We start from the raw sequence: 20,069 nt of genomic DNA, 5'->3' as shown, positions 1-20,069 counted from the left end.
CCGTGCCCCGATCTGCTCCCATACGATAGAGCGCGTGAGTAGTTACGCTCAGGTGCGTCCTGAACAGCGCACCCCGTTTGCGCGGTACCGTCATTCGCTGTGGCTGTTGACCCAGCGCGACCTGCGAGTGCGCTACTCGACATCGGTGCTCGGTTACTTCTGGTCGATCCTCGATCCGCTGGTGATGGCCGGCATCTACTGGTTCGTCTTCACGGTCGTGTTCAAGCGGTCCGTCGGCGAAGACCCGTACATCGTCTTCCTCCTCGCGGCCCTGCTGCCGTGGATGTGGTTCAACGGCGCCATCTCGGACTGCACCCGCGCGTTCCTGCGCGAGGCCAAACTCATCCGCTCCACGCGGATTCCCCGCACGATCTGGGTGAACCGGCTCGTGCTGTCCAAGGGCATCGAGTTCCTCGCCGCCATTCCCGTGCTCGTGCTCTTCGCCATTTTCTCCGGCGCAACGATCAATGCGGATGCCGTCTTCTTTCCGCTGGCCATCCTCATCCAGGCCATCCTCACGGCTGGTATCGGCCTCATCGTGGCTCCCCTGGTCGTGTTCTTCCGCGACCTCGAACGTGCCGTCAAGCTGATCCTGCGCTTCCTGTTCTACGCATCGCCCATCATCTACGCCACCAGTGACCTGCCGAAAGAACTGCACTTCTGGGCGGCGTTCAACCCGCTCAGCGGCATCTTCAGCCTGTACCGGGCCGCATTCTTCCCGGGCGAGCTGGACTGGTTCATCGTGGGTGTCGGCGCTGCCATGTCGGTGGCCTTCCTCTTGATCGGTCTCCTGGTCTTCACCCGCACCGAGCGCGCCGTGCTGAAGGAGATCTGATGAGCGAGACTGTCATCTCCCTCGACGACGTGGGCATCCGGTTCCGCCGCAACCGGCGCAGTCGCCGTAACTTCAAGGACCTGTTCGCCGGCAGCCGCCGCCGCAGCCGTCCTGGCGAGTTCTGGGCGTTGCAGCACGTGTCGTTCACGGTTCAGCGCGGCGAGGCCATCGGCGTGGTGGGGCGGAACGGCCAGGGCAAGTCCACCCTGCTCAAACTGGTGACCGGCGTTGTGCTGCCCGACGAGGGCACCGTCGACGTCATCGAGGGTGTCGCGCCGCTGATCGAGATCACCGGCGGCTTCGTCGACGACCTCACCGTTCGCGACAATGTGTACCTCACGGCCGGCCTGCACGGCATGACGCGCAAGCAGATCGACGAGCGCTTCGATGAGATCATCACCTTCGCGGAGATCGCCGACTTCGTCGACACCCCGTACAAGCACCTTTCCAGCGGCATGAAGGTGCGCATCGCGTTCGCCGTGATCTCCCGGCTCGAAGAGCCGATCATCTTGGTCGACGAGGTGCTGGCCGTGGGCGACAAGGCCTTCCGGGAGAAGTGCTACCGGCGCATCGAAGAGCTGTTGGCCGGCGGCCGCACCCTCTTCTTCGTCTCGCACAACGAACGTGACCTGCGCCGGTTCTGCGCCCGGGGGCTCTACCTGGACAAGGGCGCGCTGGTGCTCGATGGTCCCATCGACGAGGTCCTCGACCGGTACAACGCCGAATACGGCGTCAAACCGGCCTGATTCGTGACGTCACCCGACCCCGTTTCGTCACGCCCCGTGGTCTCCGTTCTGCTGGGAATTCCTTCGAGGATGCCCAGTTTCGGCCCGTAAACTCGTGCTTTGCGCACCCGAGGAGGATTGCATCATGGCTAAGAAGAAGCCCACACCGTTGCTCTCACCCACCGGCGGCATGCCACGAGGCGGCCAGCTGCCGCCCAGCGTGGCCACAGGGTTCGACCGGGTCATGGCGATCCACCGCCCCGCGGTGCTCGCGCACATCCGCAGCATCCGCCACCGTCACCCGGAGGCCACCCCCGACCAGATCGTACGCATCCTGGAGCGCCGCTACCTGGCCGCTGTCACGGGCGGCGGCGCGGCGGTCGGCGCCACCGCGGTGATCCCCGGCGTCGGCACCGGAATTACCCTCGCACTCTCCGGCGTGGAAACGGCCGGGTTCCTCGAGGCGACGGCGTTGTTCTCGCAATCCGTGAGCGAGGTGCACGGCATCACGGTCGACGATCCCGAACGGGCCCGCGCGCTGGTGATGACCATGATGCTCGGACACGAGGGTTCCGACCTCGTACGCCAGCTTGCCGGCCAGGTCACCGGCGGCGGCGTCGCCCGCACCGCATACTGGGGCGAGCTCGTGACCACCAGCCTTCCCCGCGCCATCATGGGGCCGCTGACCGACAAGCTCAAGCGGTCGTTCATCAGGCAGTTCGCCGCGAAGGGCGGGGCCAGCCTGATCGGCAAGGCAGTGCCGTTCGGTATCGGCGCCGTGATCGGCGGCATGGGCAACCACATCCTGGGCAAGCGTGTCGTCGGGTCGTCCCGGCTCGCGTTCGGCCAAGCTCCCGCCCAGTTCCGGCCTGAGCTCGACCCGCGGGCCCACACCATCACCCTGCGCGACGGCGCGATCGTTCCGGCCAATCGCCTGACCCAGCTGGGCCACGGCGCACTGCGGGCCCTCCCCCGGCCGCTGCGTCGCCGGCCGGCCAGTGGTGCTGCAGAACCAGAAGTGGTCACACCGGCAGGCGAGTAGACCGCGGGTCGCGCCGTCGAGATCGGCTCACCTGGTCTCGACAGGCTCGACCAACGTATGGGGCACAACACATACACCTAGCTCACGAGGGTCTCGACAGGCTCGACCGTCGGGCGCCTGCGGCCGATCAGACCTCGTCGATCTCGCTGACGTCCTCGAACTCGGCCAGGCCCGCGTCGTCGTCGGCGTGCAACGCGGCGAACCGGTCCCATTCCTCCAGCAGATGACCGATCGCGCCGTGGAAACGGGCCGTGGCCGCTCCGGGGGTGGGATCACCGAAGTACTGCTCGACCCAGCCGCGCAGGCGCACCTCGGCCGTGTCGTCGCTCATGAGCTCGTCGAGGGTCTCCACGATGCCGGCGGTGTCGCCGGTGGCGAGCCACTCGCAATCGGACAGGTAGCCGCTGGTGTCGATGGCAGCCAGGGGGTTCTGCGGACGGGTGACCATGAGCGGTCGGCCCGAGGCGAGCCGGTCGTAGACCATCGCTGAGATGTCGACGATCGCCACATCGGCGGCCGACAGCTGCCAGCCCAGGTCTGCGCCGGTGTCGATGATGTGCTGGGCGCCGGCGTCGCGCTCGTTCGCTGCCGTGATGGCGGCCATGATCTGCTTGTTGGCTTGGCCGTACGCGTGGTCGACCACGCCGCTGCGCGGGTGCGGACGGTAGATCACCCGGTGCCGCGGGCTCTGCAGCAGCGCGGTGACCAGGGAAACTCCGTGGGTGGCGACGGACCCGTAGGCGGCGGCCGCCCGGTCGCCCTCCCAGGTGGGGGCGTAGAGCACGACGGTGCGTTCGTCGGGGGTGTACGGCAGCTGGCCCGAGTAATGGTCGGCCTGAGGCCGGCCGATCGTGATCGCCCGCTTGTCGAAGTCGTAGTCCCAGAGCACCTTGCCCAGCCGGGCCACGGCCGCCCGTCCGGCTACGAACGAGTAGTCGTAGGCCTTGAACTGGTTGGTCGTCATGTACATCTTGTCGCTCTCACCATGGTTGATGAAAACATGCCAGCGGCGCCCGTAGCGCATCATCTGGAAGTTGCGGGAGTTCTGGTTGACGTAGAGGACGATGCGGATGTCCTGCTCGGCGATCAACCGCTCGAGGTCGACGATCTTGCGCACGTAGGCCACCGGCACGGGGCTCTCGTCGAGAAGCTTGAGGGTGCCGCCGGCGGTGCGGCTGAGGACCACGACGGGCCAGGTCTCCGCCAGCTTGGCCAGGGGCTTGTACCACTGGCGCATCTGGTAGAGGTTGACCGGCCCATCCGCGAAGTACACGGCGATCTTGAAACGATGGGCCGGCAGGGGGCCACGCGCCGAGAGGCGCTCGGTCAGTAGGCGCTGGGCCTTGCGAGAGCCGAGCACATCCTTGACCAGCTTTGCTGCGAGTCGGATGTCTTTGCTGCTTACCACTGTTCCAGCCTACCTACCGAGATCGGGGCCACGCCCTGCAGGCGCCATCGAGGTACGCAACGGTAGCCAATCGTTAGGCGCTCAGATGACGGGCGGCCGGCCGGCGAGGGTCATCCGCCAGATGGTGCGGGCGTGCAGGCGGCGTCGTTCACCCGGATCGGTGGCCCAGCCTTCCCGCCAACCCCGGAACCAGGCGGCTAGTGCGGGCCGGTTGCGGGCGCCGCGCAGCACCTGGATGGCCGTCCAGGAGCCGACATAGAACGGCATCAGAACCGCGGGAAGGTTGCGCCGGGCGATCCAGACCCGGTTACGGGCGTTGAGCCGGTAGAAGTCCGCGTGCCTGGTGGGCAGGATCACCGGATGGTTGGCCACCAGGTTGCCCGCGTACCAGGTGCGCAGGCCCTGGTCCCAGACCCGCCAGGCGAGTTCGATACCTTCGTGGGCATAGAAGAACGGTTCGGCCCAGCCGCCGGTGGCGTCGAACACGCGGCGCGGCAGCAGCACGGCGCCCTCCCACACCGAGAAGACGGCGCTGGAGTGCGTGGCTTCGCCCTTGCGGATGCGAGGGATCCAGCGGCGCGGGGCGGTGAGGCCGGCGGGGTCGACGACCTGCGGCTGCAGCAGGCCGATGCTCGGGTCGGCGCGCAGCATGCCGACGGCCTCGATGAGGAAGCGCGGGTCGGGCAGGCTGGCGTCGTCGTCGAGGAAGAAGAGGTAGTCCCCGGTGACATGCTCGACCCCGCGGTTGCGGCCGGCGGGGATGCCCAGGTTCTCGGGCAGCGCGAGCGCGGCGACGCCGTCGGGCAGGCCCGTTGGCTGCCAGCCGTTGCCGACGCAGACGATGTCGAGCCGCACGTCCTGTTGGGCGAGCAGGCTGCGGATGCCGCGGTCGAGGTCGTCGGGACGGCGGCCCTGGGTGAGCACGACGACGCCGATCGTGGGCGGCGTCGAGGCGGATGCTGCGGGCATCGGGCTGTCCGGGCTCAGGAGCGCACGCGCTTCGAGGCCATGATCGCCAGGAAGTGGCCGATGAGCGCGAGGAAGGCCAGCGGCACGAGCACGGCCAGGAAGACCCGGTCGGTGGCGGGCTGGCCGGCGATGAGGCCGATCACCGCGGCGACGAAGATCACCATGGTCATCTCCACCGAGTGGTACAGGCGGTGGAACGGCAGGAACCGGGCGAGGCGGCGCAGGGTGGCGATCAAGCCGGCCTGCGGAACCTTCTCGCCCTTGTTGTCGGCCAGTTTGGGCAGGCCAGCGTTGGCCCGGGCCACGTGCACCATGTCGTTGAGGGCCTTGTTGAGCACGATCAGTAGCGCCAGCGCCAGTCCGAGGGTGGTGAACAGGAAGTCGGCGGGGGCCTCGAACGGGTAGGCGGCCGCACGGATGCCCAGGGCGATCGGGATCAGGGCTTCGGTCGAGTAGTGCCCGACCTTGTCGAGGAACACACCGGCCGGGGAGGAGGTCTTGCGCCACCTGGCGACCTCGCCGTCGCAGCAGTCCACGAGCATCTGCAGCTGGCCGAGGATCAGGGCCAGCAGGGCGCCCCAGATCCCGGGGATCAGCAGGGCGGCGGCCGTGGACCAGCCGACGAGGATCATCAGGCCGGTGACGCCGTTGGCCGAGATCCGGGTCTTCAGGAGCATCCAGGTGAGGTACGGCGACAGGTCGCGCAGGTACAGCGACGCCGTCCAGTGCTCGGCGTTGGCGCGCATCCGCACCTCGGGAGGTTGCGCGACGGCACGAAGCTCGGCGATCGAAGAGGGCCGAGCCGTGTTGGGCGAACCTGACGTCATTGATGTCTTCCCGTGTGTGCCGAGATGTTGGTGGTGAGCTTGAGGTACCCGAGCAGGAAACCAACACCCCAGCAGAAGTGAATGCAGGGCAAGACTACGAGAAACCAGAGCGAGACACGTAACCCGTCGGGCCGCGTCGCCGTCGCGGCGGCAACCAGGACGATCAGCAGGTAGGCCGCCGGGGCGACAAAGCCCAGCAGCAGCCAGCTCGGGGCGCCGAGCAGGGTCTGCACCAGACCGACCAGGCCGAGCAGCGTGCCCACCGTGACGCCGAGCACCATCACCGGCGGTGCGAAGTACCGCAGGCCGTTGGCCGCCGGGTACCGACGGGCGAGCTCGCCGCGCCACAACCCGGTGGAGGTCATCTGCCGGGCCAGCCGGGACAAGCTCGGGCGCGGCCGGTAGATCACCTTGAGCCGGGGCGTGAACCACACCGAACCCCCGCTGTCGCGCAGACGCCGGTTGAGTTCCCAGTCCTGGCCGCGCTTGATGCCCTCGTCGAACATGCCCACGCGCAACAGGCTGTCGCGGCGGAAGCAGCCGAGGTACACGGTCTCGGCCTCGCCCTCGGCGCCACCCACGTGCAGCGGGGTGCCGCCCAGGCCGATCTTGCTGCCATAGGCGCGGGCAACGGCCTGCTGGAACGGGGCGGTGCCCTGCGCATCCATGATGCCGCCGACGTTGTCGGCGCCGGTGCGCTGCAGGGTCTCCACGGCGATGCGGGCGTAGTCGCGGGGCAGCACAGAGTGCGCGTCGACGCGGATCACGACGGGGTAGCGGGAGGCCCGGATGGCGATATTGAGGCCCGCGGGTGTCGACCCGACCTCGTTGGCGACGACGCGGATGCGCGGGTCGACCGCTGCCATCTCTTCCACAAGCTCGGTGGTGCCGTCGATGCTCGGGCCGAGGGCCAGGGTCACCTCGAACGGGCCGTCGTAGTCCTGCTCCAGCAGGCTGTGCACCGCTGCCCGCACATGGCTGGCTTCGTTGAGCACCGGCATGATGTACGAGACACCGATCAGCTCTGTGTCTGCGCTCTCCTGCACTGGGCTGGCCATCTTTCCACTCATTCGGACAATCGCCTGAGCCTAGCAGCCGAGCCTTTTCACCCGGTTCCCGCCCGGCGCTCCCCGGCGTTAAACGACACTGCGCCGCCGGTCTGACAACCGGCGGCGCAGCGGGAAGGAGCAGCGGAGGGCTAGCTGGTGAGCTCGCCGACCGTGACGGACACGGTGACCGACTGGCCGTCGCGCACGTAGGTGAGGTCGGCGGTGTCGCCGGCCGCGAGGGTGCGCACCTGGGCGGTGAGATCGGTGGCGTCGGTGATCGGCACGCCGTTGAAGTTGGTGACGACGTCACCGGCCTTCAGTCCGGCCTTCTGGGCGGCTCCCCCAGAGGAGACCTCGCTGATCAGGGCGCCGACGGTGGCGCTGTCGGTGCTGGTCGCGCTGGTGACGCTGGCGCCGAGCAGGCCGTGTGACGCAGAGCCGCTGTCGATGATCTCGGTGGAGACACGCTTGGCCAGGTTGGCCGGGATCGAGAAGCCGACCCCGATGCTGCCCGCCGCGCTCGACGAGGAACTGCCGCCGGCGTTGGCGATGGCGACGTTGATGCCGATCAGCTCGCCCTTGCTGTTGAGCAGGGCACCGCCGGAGTTGCCGGGGTTGATGGCGGCATCCGTCTGGATCACCGAGAGCGAGATGCTGCTCTTAGCGGCCTGGCTGTCGGGGGTGTTGCCCGGCAGGTCGTAGTTGAAGTAGTTGCCGTCGCCGCCCTCAGGGGTGGTCTCATCGGGCGTCGTGGGCGCCGCGGAGGACGCCACGGTGATGCTGCGGTTGAGGGCGCTGACGATGCCGTTGGTGACGGTGCCGGACAGGCCGAGCGGCGCGCCGATGGCGATGGCGGTGTCGCCGACGTTGAGGTCGCTGGAGTCGGCCCAGGCGATGGGCGTGAGGTCCTGTGCGTCGTCGAGCTTGATCACGGCGAGGTCGGAGACCGGGTCGGTGCCGATCAGCGTGGCAGTGTAGAGCTTGCCGTCGCTGGACTTGACCTGGATCTTTGCGTCGGCCGCAGCACCGTCGAGGGTGACGACGTGGGTGTTGGTGAGGACGTAGCCGTCCTTGCTCAGGATGACACCGGAGCCGGTTCCGCCGGACTCGCCCGAGGCGACCTCGATGGTGACAACGCTGGGCGAGGCCTTGGCGGCCACCGCGGTGATCTCGTTGACGCTGTCTTTGTTGTTGACGACGACGGTGCTCGGACCCTGAGCCTGGCTGGCGGGGGTGCCGTTGTTCTGCGTCGAGTAGAAGTAGGCCGAGGCGCCCGCACCGGATGCGCCGCCGACCAGTGCGCCGATGGCCAGAGCAGCCACCAAGGCCATGCTGCCCTTGCGGCGGTTCGGGTCCTTGGGCGGCTTGGCGCCGCTGATGGGCTGCGCGGGGTAGCCGGCGCCGTTGGCGTAGGCCTGCTGCTGAGCGGGAGTGGGGGCGTAAATCGGGGTGGATCCGTCGGGGCCCGGAATGGGGCGGCCGAAGGCATCCGTGGGGTAGGCCGGGTAGGCGGCGGGCTGACCGTAAGGCTGGGTCGGCTGCGTCTGCTGGGCCTGGTGCGGCTGCTGGGCCTGGTGCGCGGCAGCGGGGTGCGTGGCAGCGCTGTGAGCGGCTGCGCTCGCGGCGGCAGCGCTGTGAGCGGAGTTGTCGGCGGTGCCGGCGGCCACGTTGTGGGCGGTGGTGTCAGCAGCGGGTGCCGGCGGCAGCGGTGCCGTGGCTTCCGGAGCCGAGTTGTCGGTAGGGACGGTGGGGTGCCCGGTCACGGCCTCACCAGTCGAGTTCACCTCGATGGGCGTGGCGTCGTGCGGCTGGTTGGGCTGGTCGGGGGTGTTGCCCGAGTTCTGAGTGCTGTCAGTCATGGTGTGCTCCTTCCAAGCGAAGATAGCTTCTCGCTTGAAGCTGAGCGTTTGATATGCGCAGACTGGGAGCAGTCAATGATGAAGCCGTGACCTTGCCCGGCTCCGATTCGTGCAGGATCCCGGCGGGGCCCGACGGGGACGCTCAGCAGCCGGGACCCCGGGGATTTGCCGAACAGTTGTCGGCGACCAGCACTGTGCCGGCTCGGTCCGCAATCGCACTGATCGGCCCGCTCGGAACGGCCACCAGGCCGAGAACCGGGCGCCAGTCGCCGCCGGCGAAGCGGAATTCGGCAGCGTAGGACACCGTCAATCCGATCGAGAGCGTGCCGGTGTTGTCGAAGACATGGCTTGTCGGGGTTTCTGAGAACTCCACTAGGCCGAGGCTGGCCCAGCTCCCGCCGCCGGTCGCGGAGGTGCGCGATGTTCCATCGCCGTAGTCCCAGCGGAACTCCACGGGCGTGAATCTCACCTCTGCCGGTGCCCCGAGCAACGGCCCCGCATGCACGTGGGACGAAGCCGTTGCAAAGAAGTTGGTCGGCACTCCCACGACGAGCCAGCCGTCGGGTTCCATCCCCTGCGTGGGACGTTCGGCGGGGATGCTGACGAGGTCGCTCACCCGCACGATCAGGTCGGGGTCGCACGGCGTCTGCGGCTGACAGGCCGGGACCACCGGGGCTGTCACCGTTCCCCGCCGCGGCGGGACGAGCGGCGCGGTCGCCGCATCACCTTGGTCCACGGCGACACCGCCGGGAACGAACTTGACCCCGTTCGGCAGACCGCTGCCACCACTTCCGCCGCGTTCGCCGCCAGAACCCGAACCCGAGCCAGAGCCCTGCCGACCCGGCCTCACTTCATCACGTCCCGCCCTGACATCCACACCGCCGTTGCCCGGCGAGGCGCCTACCTGTGAGCAGGTGTCCTGGCGCACATCAAGCCTGCTGCAGGCTTCCATTCGGACTGCGGCACCAGCGCCGAAGGGGGCACCCGCGATCAGAAGACCAACGCAGGCTGCAACGAGCGCCACTGTCCGAAGTGCCCCATACATCAGCAGACACCCGCGCCATCCCAGACATTGGCGGCCGACACGAGCAGCCGGTTCCCCTCAGAATTGAGATCGAAAACAATCAAGAAAGGCGTTCTTGGGTGGCGTTCAGCCGCAAGCGTGGAACGGCCTTCCGCGTCGACAATGTCCGTGCCCGAAACGTCCGAACAAACGTATGCGGTCAGTATCCCTTCACCGTCAGGTGCATCGGGGGTGAAGGCCTGGACGGCAAAGTTGCTGTACGCGCTCTTTCCGGTACCGTGCAGTCCCTGCTGTTGGAGAGACCGATACGACTGCATCTCAGTCTCCGCTAGATCGCCAGATGTGTACTGCACAATGCGTTCTGGATCGATCCCCCCTTCGGTGATGATCAAATCTGCCGTTTCGACGTAATTCGTGTAGGCCTCAGTGGCCGCGGCCAGGGCCTCCTCGTCGGAGGCGAAGATCGGGGCGACCGTGGGCGGGTTCGACGTTGGAGTGGGCGTGGACGGAGCCGTACAGCCCGCCGCACCCAACAGCAGGCTGCCCACGCAGGCCGCCATCACCATCCGCCCGACTGTTCGTCGTCTACCGCCCACGATCCCCATGCCGACACCGTAGAACAGCACACCCCTCCCGTGTGCAAGTTATCCACAGGTCAACCGCCTGCGCGGCGAGCACGAGAAGAAGCGCGCAAAGAGGGGGGTGCTGGATGTCGTAAATTTGGGGGTATGCAGGTCACCACATGACGATCACCGGCGCTTGGCGTCGCACCGCCCAGGGGGCCGGCCTCCTCGGTGCCGACGGCACCATCTCCGCCAGCATCTTCGCCGAGATGACCGCGCTCGCGATGCGCACCGGCGCCATCAACCTCGGGCAGGGCTTCCCCGACGAGGACGGCCCGACCGTAGTACTCGAGGCCGCCCGCGAAGCCATCGCGAACGGCGTCAACCAGTACCCGCCGGGGCGCGGCATGCCGGTGTTGCTCGAAGCCATCGCCCGGCACCAGCAACGGTTCTACGGGCTCACCGTCGACCCGGCCACCGAGGTCCTCGTGACCGCCGGCGCCACCGAAGCGCTCTCGGCGACACTGCTCGCCCTGCTCGAACCCGGCGACGAGGTGGTCACCTTCGAGCCGTTCTACGACGCCTACGGTGGGCTGATCGCCCTGGCGGGAGGTGTGCACCGCACTGTGCGGCTGCGCTCCCCCGACTTCCAGCCCGACCTCGACGAACTCGCGGCCGCCGTGACGGACCGCACCCGGATCATCCTGATCAACAACCCGCACAACCCCACCGGCACCGTCTTCAGCCGTGAAACGCTTGAACAGATCGTGGCCCTGGCTCACAAGCACGACGCCCTGATCGTGACCGACGAAGTGTACGAGCACCTCACCTTCGGCGTCGCGCACCTGCCCGTGGCCACTCTGCCCGGCGCACGCGAACGCACCGTCACCATCTCCTCCGGCGGCAAGACCTTCAGCACCACGGGCTGGAAGATCGGCTGGCTCAGCGCGCCGGCCGCGATCGTCACGGCGATCCTCGCGGTCAAGCAGTTCCTCACCTATGTCAACGGCGCCCCGTTCCAGCCCGCAATGGCTGTGGGACTCGATCTGCCCGACACCTACTACACCGGCATCGCCGACGATCTGCAGGCCAAGCGGGATCTTCTCGCCGGGGGGCTCACGGCGGCGGGGTTCACCCTCACCGCACCGCGGGGCTCGTACTTCATCGTGGCGGATGCCGCCGCTCTCGGGCACCCGGACGCCGCGGAATTCTGCCGGTCGCTGCCCGACCTGGCCGGGGTCGTCGGTATCCCGATCACGGCGTTCTGCCTGCCGGAGCACAAGCCGGAGTACGCCTCGCTCGTGCGGTTCGCGTTCTGCAAGCGGGTCGACGTGCTCGAAGAGGCGGCCAGCCGGCTCGCCCGGCTGTAACGCCACTCGCTGACGCCAGACGCAGAACACCCCCGAGACCTACCGGTCTCGGGGGTGTTCTCAGTTCGGAAGGTTAGTTCGCGTAGGCCGGGTAGTCGGTGTAGCCCACGGCATCCGGACCGTAGAACGTGAGCGGGTTGGGCTCGTTCAGCGGCAGGTTCTCGAGCCAGCGGCGCACGAGGTCAGGGTTGGCGATCGCGGCGCGGCCGACGACGACGCCGTCACCCAGACCGTCATCGAGCAGCGCCAAAGCCTCGGCGCGGGTGGTGACCTCACCGAAACCGGTGTTGACCAGCAGAGGTCCGCCGAATCGCGCGCGCAGGGCGGGCACGAGTTCGCCGGCCGGGTCGCGGTGCAGCACGCTCAGGTAGGCCAGTCCGAGCGGGGCCAGCCCGTCGACGAGCGCGCCGTAGGTGGCCAGCACATCGGCCGGGTCGGTCTCGAGCGCATCCTGGATGTTGTGCTCGGGTGAGATGCGGATGCCCACGCGGTCGGCTCCGATGGCTGCGGCCACGGCCGTGGTGACCTCGATCACGAAGCGGGCCCGGTTCTCGGGCGAACCACCGTAGATGTCGTCGCGCTGGTTGGAGGCCGGCGAGAGGAACTCGTGCAGCAGGTAGCCGTTGGCGGAGTGGATCTCGACGCCGTCGAGGCCGGCCTCGATGGCGTTGCGTGATGCCTGCACGAAGCCATCGATGATGCCCGGGAGGTCGTCGAGCGTAAGGGCGCGCGGCTGCGGGTAGGGCAGCTTGCCCTTGTAGGTGTGGCTCTCGCCGTTGATGGCGATGGCGCTGGGGGCGACGACCTGGAGGCCGCCGTTGGTCTCCTCGTGGGTGACCCGGCCGGCGTGCATGACCTGCGCCACGATGCGTCCGCCCGCGGCGTGCACGGCGTCGGCGACCTTGGTCCAACCGGCGACCTGCTCGTCGGTGACGAGGCCCGGCTGGCCCGGGAAGCCCTGGCCGGCCTTGTCGGGGTAGACGCCCTCGGTGACGATGAGCCCGAGAGTCGCCCGCTGGCTGTAGTGCTCGATGTTCAGTTCGCCGGGGATTCCGTCGACACCGGAACGCATCCGGGTCAGCGGTGCCATCACCAGTCGGTTGGGCAGCTCGAGGGCGCCAAGATTCAGCGGGGTGAAAAGACTCACGTAGTGCTCCTTATTTCTGTTTCGGTGCGAACGCTGCGACCCACCTCTCTGTTGGCGGTGCCGCTCTTGCGTCCCGAGGACGCAACAGTGCGCGGGCGCGGGCTATTCCGGGTCGGCCACCTGCACAGCTGGTGCCCAGCCTCCGGTACGGCCAATCCGTAGGCTCGTCGGCGACGAACCCCTGGCATGACCAACACCCCCGGAGCCGCGACAGTACCCGGCTCCGACCCGCGTTACGCCCCGTTTCCGTTGACGACGGATGAGCAGCGGCTCGGCCTCATCACCAGCCGGATCGACACCGAGCTCGGTATGGTCACCGTGCGGCACGGCCGGCGCACCGGGCCCACGACCGGTGGGCGCGGTGCCACGATCTTGTTGCACGGTGCGGCTGGATCGTGGAGCACCTGGACCCCGTTGATCGCCGCGGCCGACCGCGCAGGGGCTGCCCCGCTGACCGACCTCATCATTCCCGACCTGCCCGGCTGGGGTGACACCCCGTTGGCCACCGATGAATCCGCGGAGACAATCGAGTCCCTCGCGGCCGTCGTGGCCGAGATCGCCCTGGCCCTGGGATACCAGCGCTGGCAAGTGTTCGGGCACTCCCTCGGCGGCGTCGTGGCGCTGGAACTCGCGTCAAGCGAGCCCCGGCGCACGCGTTTCGTCGGCCTGGTTTCGGCGACCACTTTCAGTGTGATCGAGAGCGTGCAGCATCCGCTCACCCGGTTCTCGGTGCTGCCCGGCTTCACCATGCTGCTCGGCGTCATGCGGGTGCTGAGCGGCCTCGGCCGGGCAGGCACGGGACTCGTGCGCACCTTGCATCGGCTGGGTCTGCTGCGCAACCTCGTCACCCCGCTGTTCAGCCGGGTGTCCGAGATCGATGTGAGCGTCGTCGCGGCGCTCGGTGCCGAGGCCCGGCCCCGCTCGTTCGCGTTGGCCGCCGACCGGGCCGGCCGGTACGACGCCGCCGGCGCGTGGGCGGGCATCACCTGCCCGGTGCGCTCTGTGCACGGTGACCGGGATGTCTTCGTCACCGCTATAGACGACGACCGGATGGCCACGGTCATCGCCGATCTCCACGTGACGGTGCTCGACGGCACCGGCCATTTCGCCCACGTGGAGCGCCCTTTCGACACCCTGCTCGCGGTGCTGCCGCGAGCAGGGCAGGACTCAGCTCTTATTGACCGGGATGCCGGCGGTGAGGCCGCCGTCGACCACGAACTCCGAGCCCGTTGAGTAGCTGGAATCGTCGCTGGCCAGGTACAGAACCAGCTGCGACACCTCGGACGGCTGGGCGCTGCGACCGAGCGGAATCTGCAGCATGTGGTGATAGAGGTTCTGTGTCATCGGTGTGACGATGAAGCCCGGGTGGATCGAATTCACCCGGATTCCCATGGCCGCCACATCCAGAGCCACGGACTTGGTCAGTCCACGCACCCCGAATTTGGAGGCCACGTAGGCGTGCAGTCCGGCGCTGCCACGCAGGCCCTCGACCGAGGACACGTTGATGATCGACGGCCCCCTGGCGCTCTTGGCCAACTCGGGCACCGCGGCCTGGATGCCCAGGAAGGTGCCGGTGAGGTTGATCTCCAGGGTCTTGTTCCATACGTTCACCGGGAACTCCGTGATCGGAGCTCCGTTGGCGATGCCGGCGTTGTTCACCAGGACGTCCAATCCGCCGAATTTATCCACGGCGTGAGCCACGGCGGTCGCCCAGTCTTCCGACTTGGTCACGTCGAGATGCGTGTAGCTCGCCGACTCGCCCAGCTCGGCGGCCAGCGCGGCACCCTCGTCATCCAGCAGGTCGCCGAGCACCACCTTCGCGCCCTCCGCCAACAGCAACCGCGCATGCGCGGCGCCCATGCCCCGCGCGCCGCCGCTGATGAGAACAACCTTGTTTTCTACCCGACCCATGATTTCCGTCCTTCGAACGAATTCAACGTGAACTAATAGTTCACTCAAAACTGAGCGTACTCCGCTATGGCGCAAATCCGATCCGGTTTCGTCGCATGAGCAGAGCGACCCAGGTCGCGGGTGCGCAGGCGGGATAATGATCCGGATGACCACCACGCCGAAAGTCAGCGCCGACCGGAACTCCTCGCCTGCGGAGCCCCGACCGGCGGGCCGCCGTGAACGCAGCAAGCACGACAAGAGGGCGCGCATCCACGCCGCAGCGGCGAAACTGTTCGCCGAGCGCGGCTATTCGGCCGTGACCACACAGGACGTCGCCGATGAGGCCGACGTCGCCATCGGAACCCTCTTCCGCTACGCCACGTCGAAGCCGGAACTGCTCACCATGGTCTACAACACAACACTGCGCGACGGCATCGCCCGGGGCGTGTCGACCACCGAAGCCGACGGCGACATCACCGACCAGATCATGCGGCTGCTCGGCCCCCTTCTCGATTCGGGCCTCCAGAACCGGGAGAACCTCGCCGTCTACCAGCGCGAGATTCTCTTCGGTGATCCGGATGGCGCCTTCCGCGCGGAAGCGCTGAGCCTGATCGACCTCCTGGAGGCATCGATCGCCACCGTTCTCGGCCACCTCGCACAGCCTGACGCAGAACTCCGACTTCGCCCCGAAGTAGACGTGACACTGGCCGCGCGAAGCATCTTCTCGGCCCTGCACATGGAGATCATTCGCACCGGACTCGGTCGTGAGATCGCGGCCGATCTCCCCGGCACACTGCGGGCGGAGATCGAGCTCCTGGTGCGAGGACTCACCCTTCCCGCTGGGCAATCCTGACCGCACGCCGAGATGCCGAAACCGCTTGCCCTTTCCCAGAACACCGAGGAGAGTTGAAGATTACTCCGGTTCTTCTGTTAGTGCTCCACTCTCACTTGCACCCGTTTCCGGCTCCACGCGTAGCCAACTGGAAGTGAAAGTGAAAACTCATGGGCACGCTGTCTTATGACCAGGTCGTTGTCGAATTCGACGACCGAATCCTGACGCACCTGCAGATCGTGATCGTGCAGAAGCTGCGCCGAGGCGAGAGTTTCCTGTTCTCCTGGCGAAATGCCATGGAAGTGGGTGACGGGCGCAGTTCGGCGTGGATGAATCCGGCGATCCCGCTGTACTTCAAGTTCACCGGCGGACACACCCCGAGCATCAACCCCGATTGGATCGCGCAACTCACTCGTTCGGCGAACAGTTCCCAGGGGCTCGTCGCCACCAGCGAGGAACGGTGCGTGGCATCCGGGCATTCCGGGGGAATCGATGTGTCGTTCGCAGTGAAGCCCGCGACGGCGCTGCCGAAGTCCTCGGTAGCCACTCCGGAATAGTCGCTGCGGACCAGCCTCAGAGTCGCTTCGCTCCCGTCTCGGACCCACTTCGGACCCGCTTGGAACCCGCTTGGAACCCGCTTGGGACTTGCTTCGCGATGCTGCTTGAGGAGGGCTCGGGAGAGCCAAAAAAGTTCTCCACAACCTTGTTTTTCGGGCACACAAAGGTGCGAGATCGGGCTACTCTCACTGCATGTCCAGCCTCGCAGCAATCTTCGCCCCCGACACCGTCCCGGAGCCGGCCCGTCCGGCCTCCGCGACGGTGCCGCCGGCGCTGGCTGCGGTGCCGGTTCTGGCCGAGGTGCGGCCTTCGGGCCCGGCGGGTTCGTTGGCCGAGGCGGTCGCGGCGGTCGCCCGCTGGGGGTCGTGCAGCGCCGATTACGACGCCTTGTCGGACGCGGATGCTCTCGCGTGCCAACGCGATATCGCCCGGCTGTCGGAGACGGTCGGTACCCGGCAGGTGTGGGTGGCGAAGACCATCGCGCACCGGTCCCGGCCGGAGTTGGGCCAGTCCGGGCTGGCGCAGCAGCAGGGGTATCTGAACCCGGACGGTTTGATCCAGAAGCTCACCGGGTCGACCAAGGCCGACGCGCGTCGGCTCGTGGACGTGGGCCGGATGCTCGCCGACAACGAGGCCGCCGCCGCGCAGGCCGCCGCCGCCGCCGAAGACGAAGCCGCCCGCAGACTCCTCGACGAGCTCGACGGCACTCACGGGACGGACGGTACTGGCGATGCTGATGGCTCCGGCGGCGACCCGGAGTCGACGGGACTCGACGGCCTCGACGGGCTCGATGGCCTGGATGAACTCGATGGCCTGAACGGGCCGGAGGGGCTGGGCGGGGTGGGTGGCCCGGTGATTGATCCGGCGTTGCTGCCGTGGCACCACAAGATCTCCGAGGCCGTGACCTGCGGGGCCCTGTCCGTGGCGGCCGCCCACGCGATCCGCACCGGGCTCGGTGACATCGACACCGTCGTGACGGGGCCGGTCCTCGCGACCGCCGTCGAGGAGTTGCTCCGGGATGCCCGAACGCTGAACGTGGACCAGTTGCTCAAGCGGGCCCGCCGCACCCGGGACTCCCTGGACGCGGCCGGCATCATCGTGCGGGAACAAAAAGCGTGGGACGACCGCTCCCTGCGCGTGTGGACGAACCCGTCCGGCCAGGTGCACCTGCACGGGGTGTTCCCGCCCGAGCAGGGAGCGTTCGTCCTCTCCGCCTACGACAGCCTCACCAGTCCCCGCCGCGGTGGGGTGCGCTTCGTCGACCCGGCCCGCGCGAAGTGGGCGCAAAGCGTGCGCGATGACCCGCGCAGCACGGAGCAGATCGCCGCGGACGGTTTCCTTGCCCTCCTCAAAGCCGGCACCGAGATCAACCCCCACCGCATCCTCGGCGGCCGCCAGCCCTCCATCCGCATCATCACCCACCAGGCCACCCCCGGCACGGCACCCACCCCGACGCCGACCACCCCCGGCACGGCACCCACCCCGACGCCGACCACCCCCGGCACCGGCACTCCTGCCACCACCGAGAACCCCACCAGGACCGCGAATCCTGCCGCCACCGAGCACCCCGGCCGCACCGGCACCCCTTCCGACACCGAAACCCCCGCCACCACGGGGACTCCCGCCCCCGCCGGGAACCGCGTCCCCACCAGAACCGACATTCCCACCAGAACCGACATCCCCACCGGGACCGCCGCCGTCGGCACCCCCACCGGGTCACCCACACCCACGGGGATCCGCACCACAGCCGAAACGCCTAACCAGGCGCCACCGAGGCAACCGGTCCGACCGGCACCAGCCGCCCCGTCGCCCCACCTCGACTGGCCTCTTCGTCCTGATCCGGTCGTCCCGCCGGGGCCGGGACTTCTCCTCCTGCGGGATCTGGACGAGATCCTGGCACCCCCGCCCGACCTCACCGCGCACGGTTACCTCGAGGGCAACCCCGCACCCCTGTCCCAACCCACCCTCGACCGGCTCACCTGCGACAGCGGCAGCCTGCCCATCACCTTCAGCACCGACAACCAACCCCTCAACCTCGGCCGAGATGAGCGCCTCTTCACCCCCGCCCAACGCATCGCCCTCGCCGCCCGCGACGGCGGCTGCCGCTGGGGCGACTGCGACAAACCACCCGCCTTCACCGAAACCCACCACATCGACCACTGGATCCGCGACCACGGCACCACCGACATCCGCCACGGCATCCTGCTCTGCAACCCCCACCACCGCCTCCTGCACAACCAAGGCTGGCAAATCTTCGAAAACCAAGGCCGCTACTGGCTCCGCCCACCCGCCACCATCGACCCCGGACAAACGCTCATCGAAATGCCCAGCAAAACACCCCACCAACACTGACACTGACAGCCGGTCACGAGGTCTCGACAAGCTCGACCAACGCGACGGGCGCGAACCGCAGACAAGGTTGCGAGGCATCGACAAGCTCGACCGGCGAGATGGGCGTGACCGCAGACAAGGTTGCGAGGCCTCGACAAGCTCGACCAACGCGATGGACGCGGACCGTAGACAAGGTTGCGAGGTCTCGACGGGCTCGACCAACGCGATGGGTGCGGACCGCGGACAAGGTTGCGAGGTCTCGACGGGCTCGACCGACGCGATGGGCGGGACAGCAGACAAGGTTGCGAGGTCTCGACGGGCTCGACCAACGGGGTGGGTGCGGACCGCGGACAGGGTTGCGGGGTCTCGACGGGCTCGACCGGCGAGATGGGCGTGACCGCAGACAAGGTCACCAGCCTCGACGGGCTCGACCAACGCGATGGGCGCGGACCGCGGACAAGGGTGCGGGGTCTCGACGGGCTCGACCAACGGGGTGGGTGCGGACCGCGGGCAGGGGTGCGGGCTCTCGACGGGCTCGACCGGCGCGATGGGTGCGGACCGCGGACAAGGTTGCGAGGTCTCGACAAGCTCGACCGGCGAGATGGGCGTGACCGCAGACAAGGTCACCAGCCTCGACGGGCTCGACCAGCGCGATGGGTGCGGACCGCGGACAGTGTTGCTGGGTCTCGACGGGGTCGACCAGCGAAGTGGGCGCGAGCCGCAGACAGGTTGCGGGGTCTCGACGGGCTCGACCGACGGGCGCCGCGGAAGGGGGCGCCGCGGGCGCGGCGGGCTCTCGGGGTCAGCGGGGGGTGACGGTGAAGCGGCGCAGCGCCAGGGCCGGATTGAGCCGGCGCACCTCGGCTAGGCGGGATGGGGAGATCCAAGCGACCGCCACATCCGTCGTCTCACCGATCGTGACCAGCTCGACACCCATCGGGTCAACCACCATGCTCGCGCCCACGCCGCTGGGCGGGGCGTGGTCGGCGGCGGCCAGGTAGATCGTGTTCTCCAGCGCCCGCGCGGTCAGGAGGGTGCGCCAGTGCTGTTCCTTGAGCGGCCCGCGCACCCACTCGGCCGGCACGAGCACCAGGTCGGCTCCGGCGTCGACGAGGCGCCGGCTGACCTCGGGGAATCTCACGTCGTAACAGGTCTGCAGGCCCACGGTGATGCCGGCCACCTGGAAGGTCTCCGGCTCCTCGATGACCCCGGCGAGCACCCGATCTGATTCTCGGGAGCCGAAGGCGTCGTAGAGGTGCAGCTTGCGGTAGCTCGCCACGATCTTCCCGGCCGGGTCGATGGCCACGAGGGTGTTGTGCACCCGGTCTGCGTCATCGGTGGTTTCCAGCATTCCCGCCACGACATGCACGCCGAGTTCGACGGCGAGCCGGCCGAGCGCCTCAACGAACGGGCCGGTCAGGGGTTCGGCGGCGGCGACGGATGCATCACCCAGTCGGGTCTCGAAGAACGACGAGTACTCCGGGAAGACCACGATCCGGGCACCGCGGGTGACTGCGATCTGGGCGAGGGAGCGCATCGTCGCAAGGTTGGCCCCCTGGTCGGAGCCCGGCGCGAACTGCGCCACGGCCACTCCGAGTTCGTCCGTCGACAGCGCATCCACCATGCCGTCAGCCTAGCGG

General features: G+C 68.2%; 18 protein-coding genes. 8 read left to right on the top strand and 10 right to left on the bottom strand.

The window, feature by feature from the left end:
* Positions 1 to 34 precede the first annotated feature (34 nt).
* The 3 genes from PA27867_RS04715 (at position 35) to PA27867_RS04705 (ending at position 2,602) form a co-directional block, all read left to right on the top strand.
* Entirely contained in the window at positions 35 to 835 is an 801-nt protein-coding gene (locus PA27867_RS04715; protein ID WP_236900838.1) for an ABC transporter permease, read from the top strand.
* Positions 835 to 1,581 carry an ABC transporter ATP-binding protein gene (locus PA27867_RS04710; protein ID WP_066593940.1) on the top strand — a complete coding sequence of 249 codons (747 nt, stop codon included), beginning with the start codon at positions 835 to 837 and terminating at the stop codon, positions 1,579 to 1,581. Before PA27867_RS04715 ends, PA27867_RS04710 begins: the two co-directional genes overlap by 1 nt.
* 124 nt (positions 1,582 to 1,705) lie before the next feature.
* Positions 1,706 to 2,602 carry a hypothetical protein gene (locus PA27867_RS04705; RefSeq protein ID WP_420480689.1) on the top strand — a complete coding sequence of 299 codons (897 nt, stop codon included), beginning with the start codon at positions 1,706 to 1,708 and terminating at the stop codon, positions 2,600 to 2,602.
* 127 nt (positions 2,603 to 2,729) lie between these two features.
* On the opposite strand, the gene PA27867_RS04700 is transcribed toward PA27867_RS04705, so the two are convergent.
* From PA27867_RS04700 to PA27867_RS04670, 7 genes are all read right to left on the bottom strand, one after another.
* Positions 2,730 to 4,010 carry a CDP-glycerol glycerophosphotransferase family protein gene (locus PA27867_RS04700; RefSeq protein ID WP_066593938.1) on the bottom strand — a complete coding sequence of 427 codons (1,281 nt, stop codon included), beginning with the start codon at positions 4,008 to 4,010 and terminating at the stop codon, positions 2,730 to 2,732.
* Between the two features lie 81 nt (positions 4,011 to 4,091).
* Positions 4,092 to 4,979, bottom strand: coding sequence for a glycosyltransferase family 2 protein (locus tag PA27867_RS04695; protein WP_066593936.1), 888 nt, complete (start codon positions 4,977 to 4,979; stop codon positions 4,092 to 4,094).
* Positions 4,980 to 4,993: 14 nt separating this feature from the next.
* Positions 4,994 to 5,806, bottom strand: a complete 813-nt coding sequence (locus PA27867_RS04690; protein ID WP_066593934.1) for a CDP-alcohol phosphatidyltransferase family protein — start codon at positions 5,804 to 5,806, stop codon at positions 4,994 to 4,996.
* Positions 5,803 to 6,864, bottom strand: coding sequence for a glycosyltransferase family 2 protein (locus PA27867_RS04685; protein WP_066593932.1), 1,062 nt, complete (start codon positions 6,862 to 6,864; stop codon positions 5,803 to 5,805). The genes PA27867_RS04690 and PA27867_RS04685 overlap by 4 nt, the downstream gene beginning before the upstream one ends.
* 140 nt (positions 6,865 to 7,004) lie before the next feature.
* Positions 7,005 to 8,714 carry a S1C family serine protease gene (locus PA27867_RS04680; protein WP_066593930.1) on the bottom strand — a complete coding sequence of 570 codons (1,710 nt, stop codon included), beginning with the start codon at positions 8,712 to 8,714 and terminating at the stop codon, positions 7,005 to 7,007.
* Positions 8,715 to 8,856: 142 nt separating this feature from the next.
* The gene (locus tag PA27867_RS04675) at positions 8,857 to 9,642 is read right to left on the bottom strand and encodes a hypothetical protein (RefSeq protein WP_157109123.1); all 786 of its coding nucleotides are present in this window, start codon (positions 9,640 to 9,642) and stop codon (positions 8,857 to 8,859) included.
* Positions 9,643 to 9,758: 116 nt separating this feature from the next.
* A complete protein-coding gene (locus tag PA27867_RS04670; RefSeq protein ID WP_066593926.1) occupies positions 9,759 to 10,304 on the bottom strand; it encodes a hypothetical protein in 546 nt (181 codons plus the stop codon).
* Between the two features lie 176 nt (positions 10,305 to 10,480).
* Here PA27867_RS04670 and PA27867_RS04665 point away from each other — a divergent pair, with 176 nt between their 5' ends.
* On the top strand, positions 10,481 to 11,671 hold the full coding sequence (locus PA27867_RS04665; protein WP_066593923.1) for an aminotransferase class I/II-fold pyridoxal phosphate-dependent enzyme: 1,191 nt from the start codon (positions 10,481 to 10,483) through the stop codon (positions 11,669 to 11,671).
* A gap of 73 nt (positions 11,672 to 11,744) precedes the next feature.
* On the opposite strand, the gene PA27867_RS04660 is transcribed toward PA27867_RS04665, so the two are convergent.
* On the bottom strand, positions 11,745 to 12,818 hold the full coding sequence (locus tag PA27867_RS04660; RefSeq protein WP_066593922.1) for an alkene reductase: 1,074 nt from the start codon (positions 12,816 to 12,818) through the stop codon (positions 11,745 to 11,747).
* A 186-nt stretch (positions 12,819 to 13,004) separates the two neighbouring features.
* Here PA27867_RS04660 and PA27867_RS04655 point away from each other — a divergent pair, with 186 nt between their 5' ends.
* Positions 13,005 to 14,051 (top strand): alpha/beta fold hydrolase, encoded by a 1,047-nt coding sequence (locus tag PA27867_RS04655; protein ID WP_066593921.1) that lies wholly within the window; start codon positions 13,005 to 13,007, stop codon positions 14,049 to 14,051.
* On the opposite strand, the gene PA27867_RS04650 is transcribed toward PA27867_RS04655, so the two are convergent.
* Positions 13,986 to 14,729 (bottom strand): SDR family oxidoreductase, encoded by a 744-nt coding sequence (locus PA27867_RS04650; RefSeq protein ID WP_066593920.1) that lies wholly within the window; start codon positions 14,727 to 14,729, stop codon positions 13,986 to 13,988. The two genes, PA27867_RS04655 and PA27867_RS04650, sit on opposite strands and share 66 nt — an antisense overlap.
* Positions 14,730 to 14,874: 145 nt before the next feature.
* Here PA27867_RS04650 and PA27867_RS04645 point away from each other — a divergent pair, with 145 nt between their 5' ends.
* From PA27867_RS04645 to PA27867_RS04635, 3 genes are all read left to right on the top strand, one after another.
* Complete coding sequence (locus PA27867_RS04645) at positions 14,875 to 15,561, top strand: TetR/AcrR family transcriptional regulator (protein WP_066599112.1); 687 nt, start codon at positions 14,875 to 14,877, stop codon at positions 15,559 to 15,561.
* A gap of 149 nt (positions 15,562 to 15,710) precedes the next feature.
* The gene (locus PA27867_RS04640) at positions 15,711 to 16,097 is read left to right on the top strand and encodes a hypothetical protein (protein ID WP_066593916.1); all 387 of its coding nucleotides are present in this window, start codon (positions 15,711 to 15,713) and stop codon (positions 16,095 to 16,097) included.
* Between the two features lie 193 nt (positions 16,098 to 16,290).
* Positions 16,291 to 18,450, top strand: coding sequence for an HNH endonuclease signature motif containing protein (locus tag PA27867_RS04635; protein WP_066593913.1), 2,160 nt, complete (start codon positions 16,291 to 16,293; stop codon positions 18,448 to 18,450).
* A 781-nt stretch (positions 18,451 to 19,231) separates the two neighbouring features.
* Here PA27867_RS04635 and PA27867_RS04630 read toward each other — a convergent pair.
* Entirely contained in the window at positions 19,232 to 20,053 is an 822-nt protein-coding gene (locus tag PA27867_RS04630; RefSeq protein ID WP_066593911.1) for a carbon-nitrogen hydrolase family protein, read from the bottom strand.
* Positions 20,054 to 20,069: the final 16 nt, after the last annotated feature.

Source organism: Cryobacterium arcticum (genome assembly GCF_001679725.1).
Classification (GTDB): Bacteria; Actinomycetota; Actinomycetes; order Actinomycetales; family Microbacteriaceae; genus Cryobacterium; species Cryobacterium arcticum_A.
This window is presented reverse-complemented; position numbering and strand designations above follow the sequence as displayed.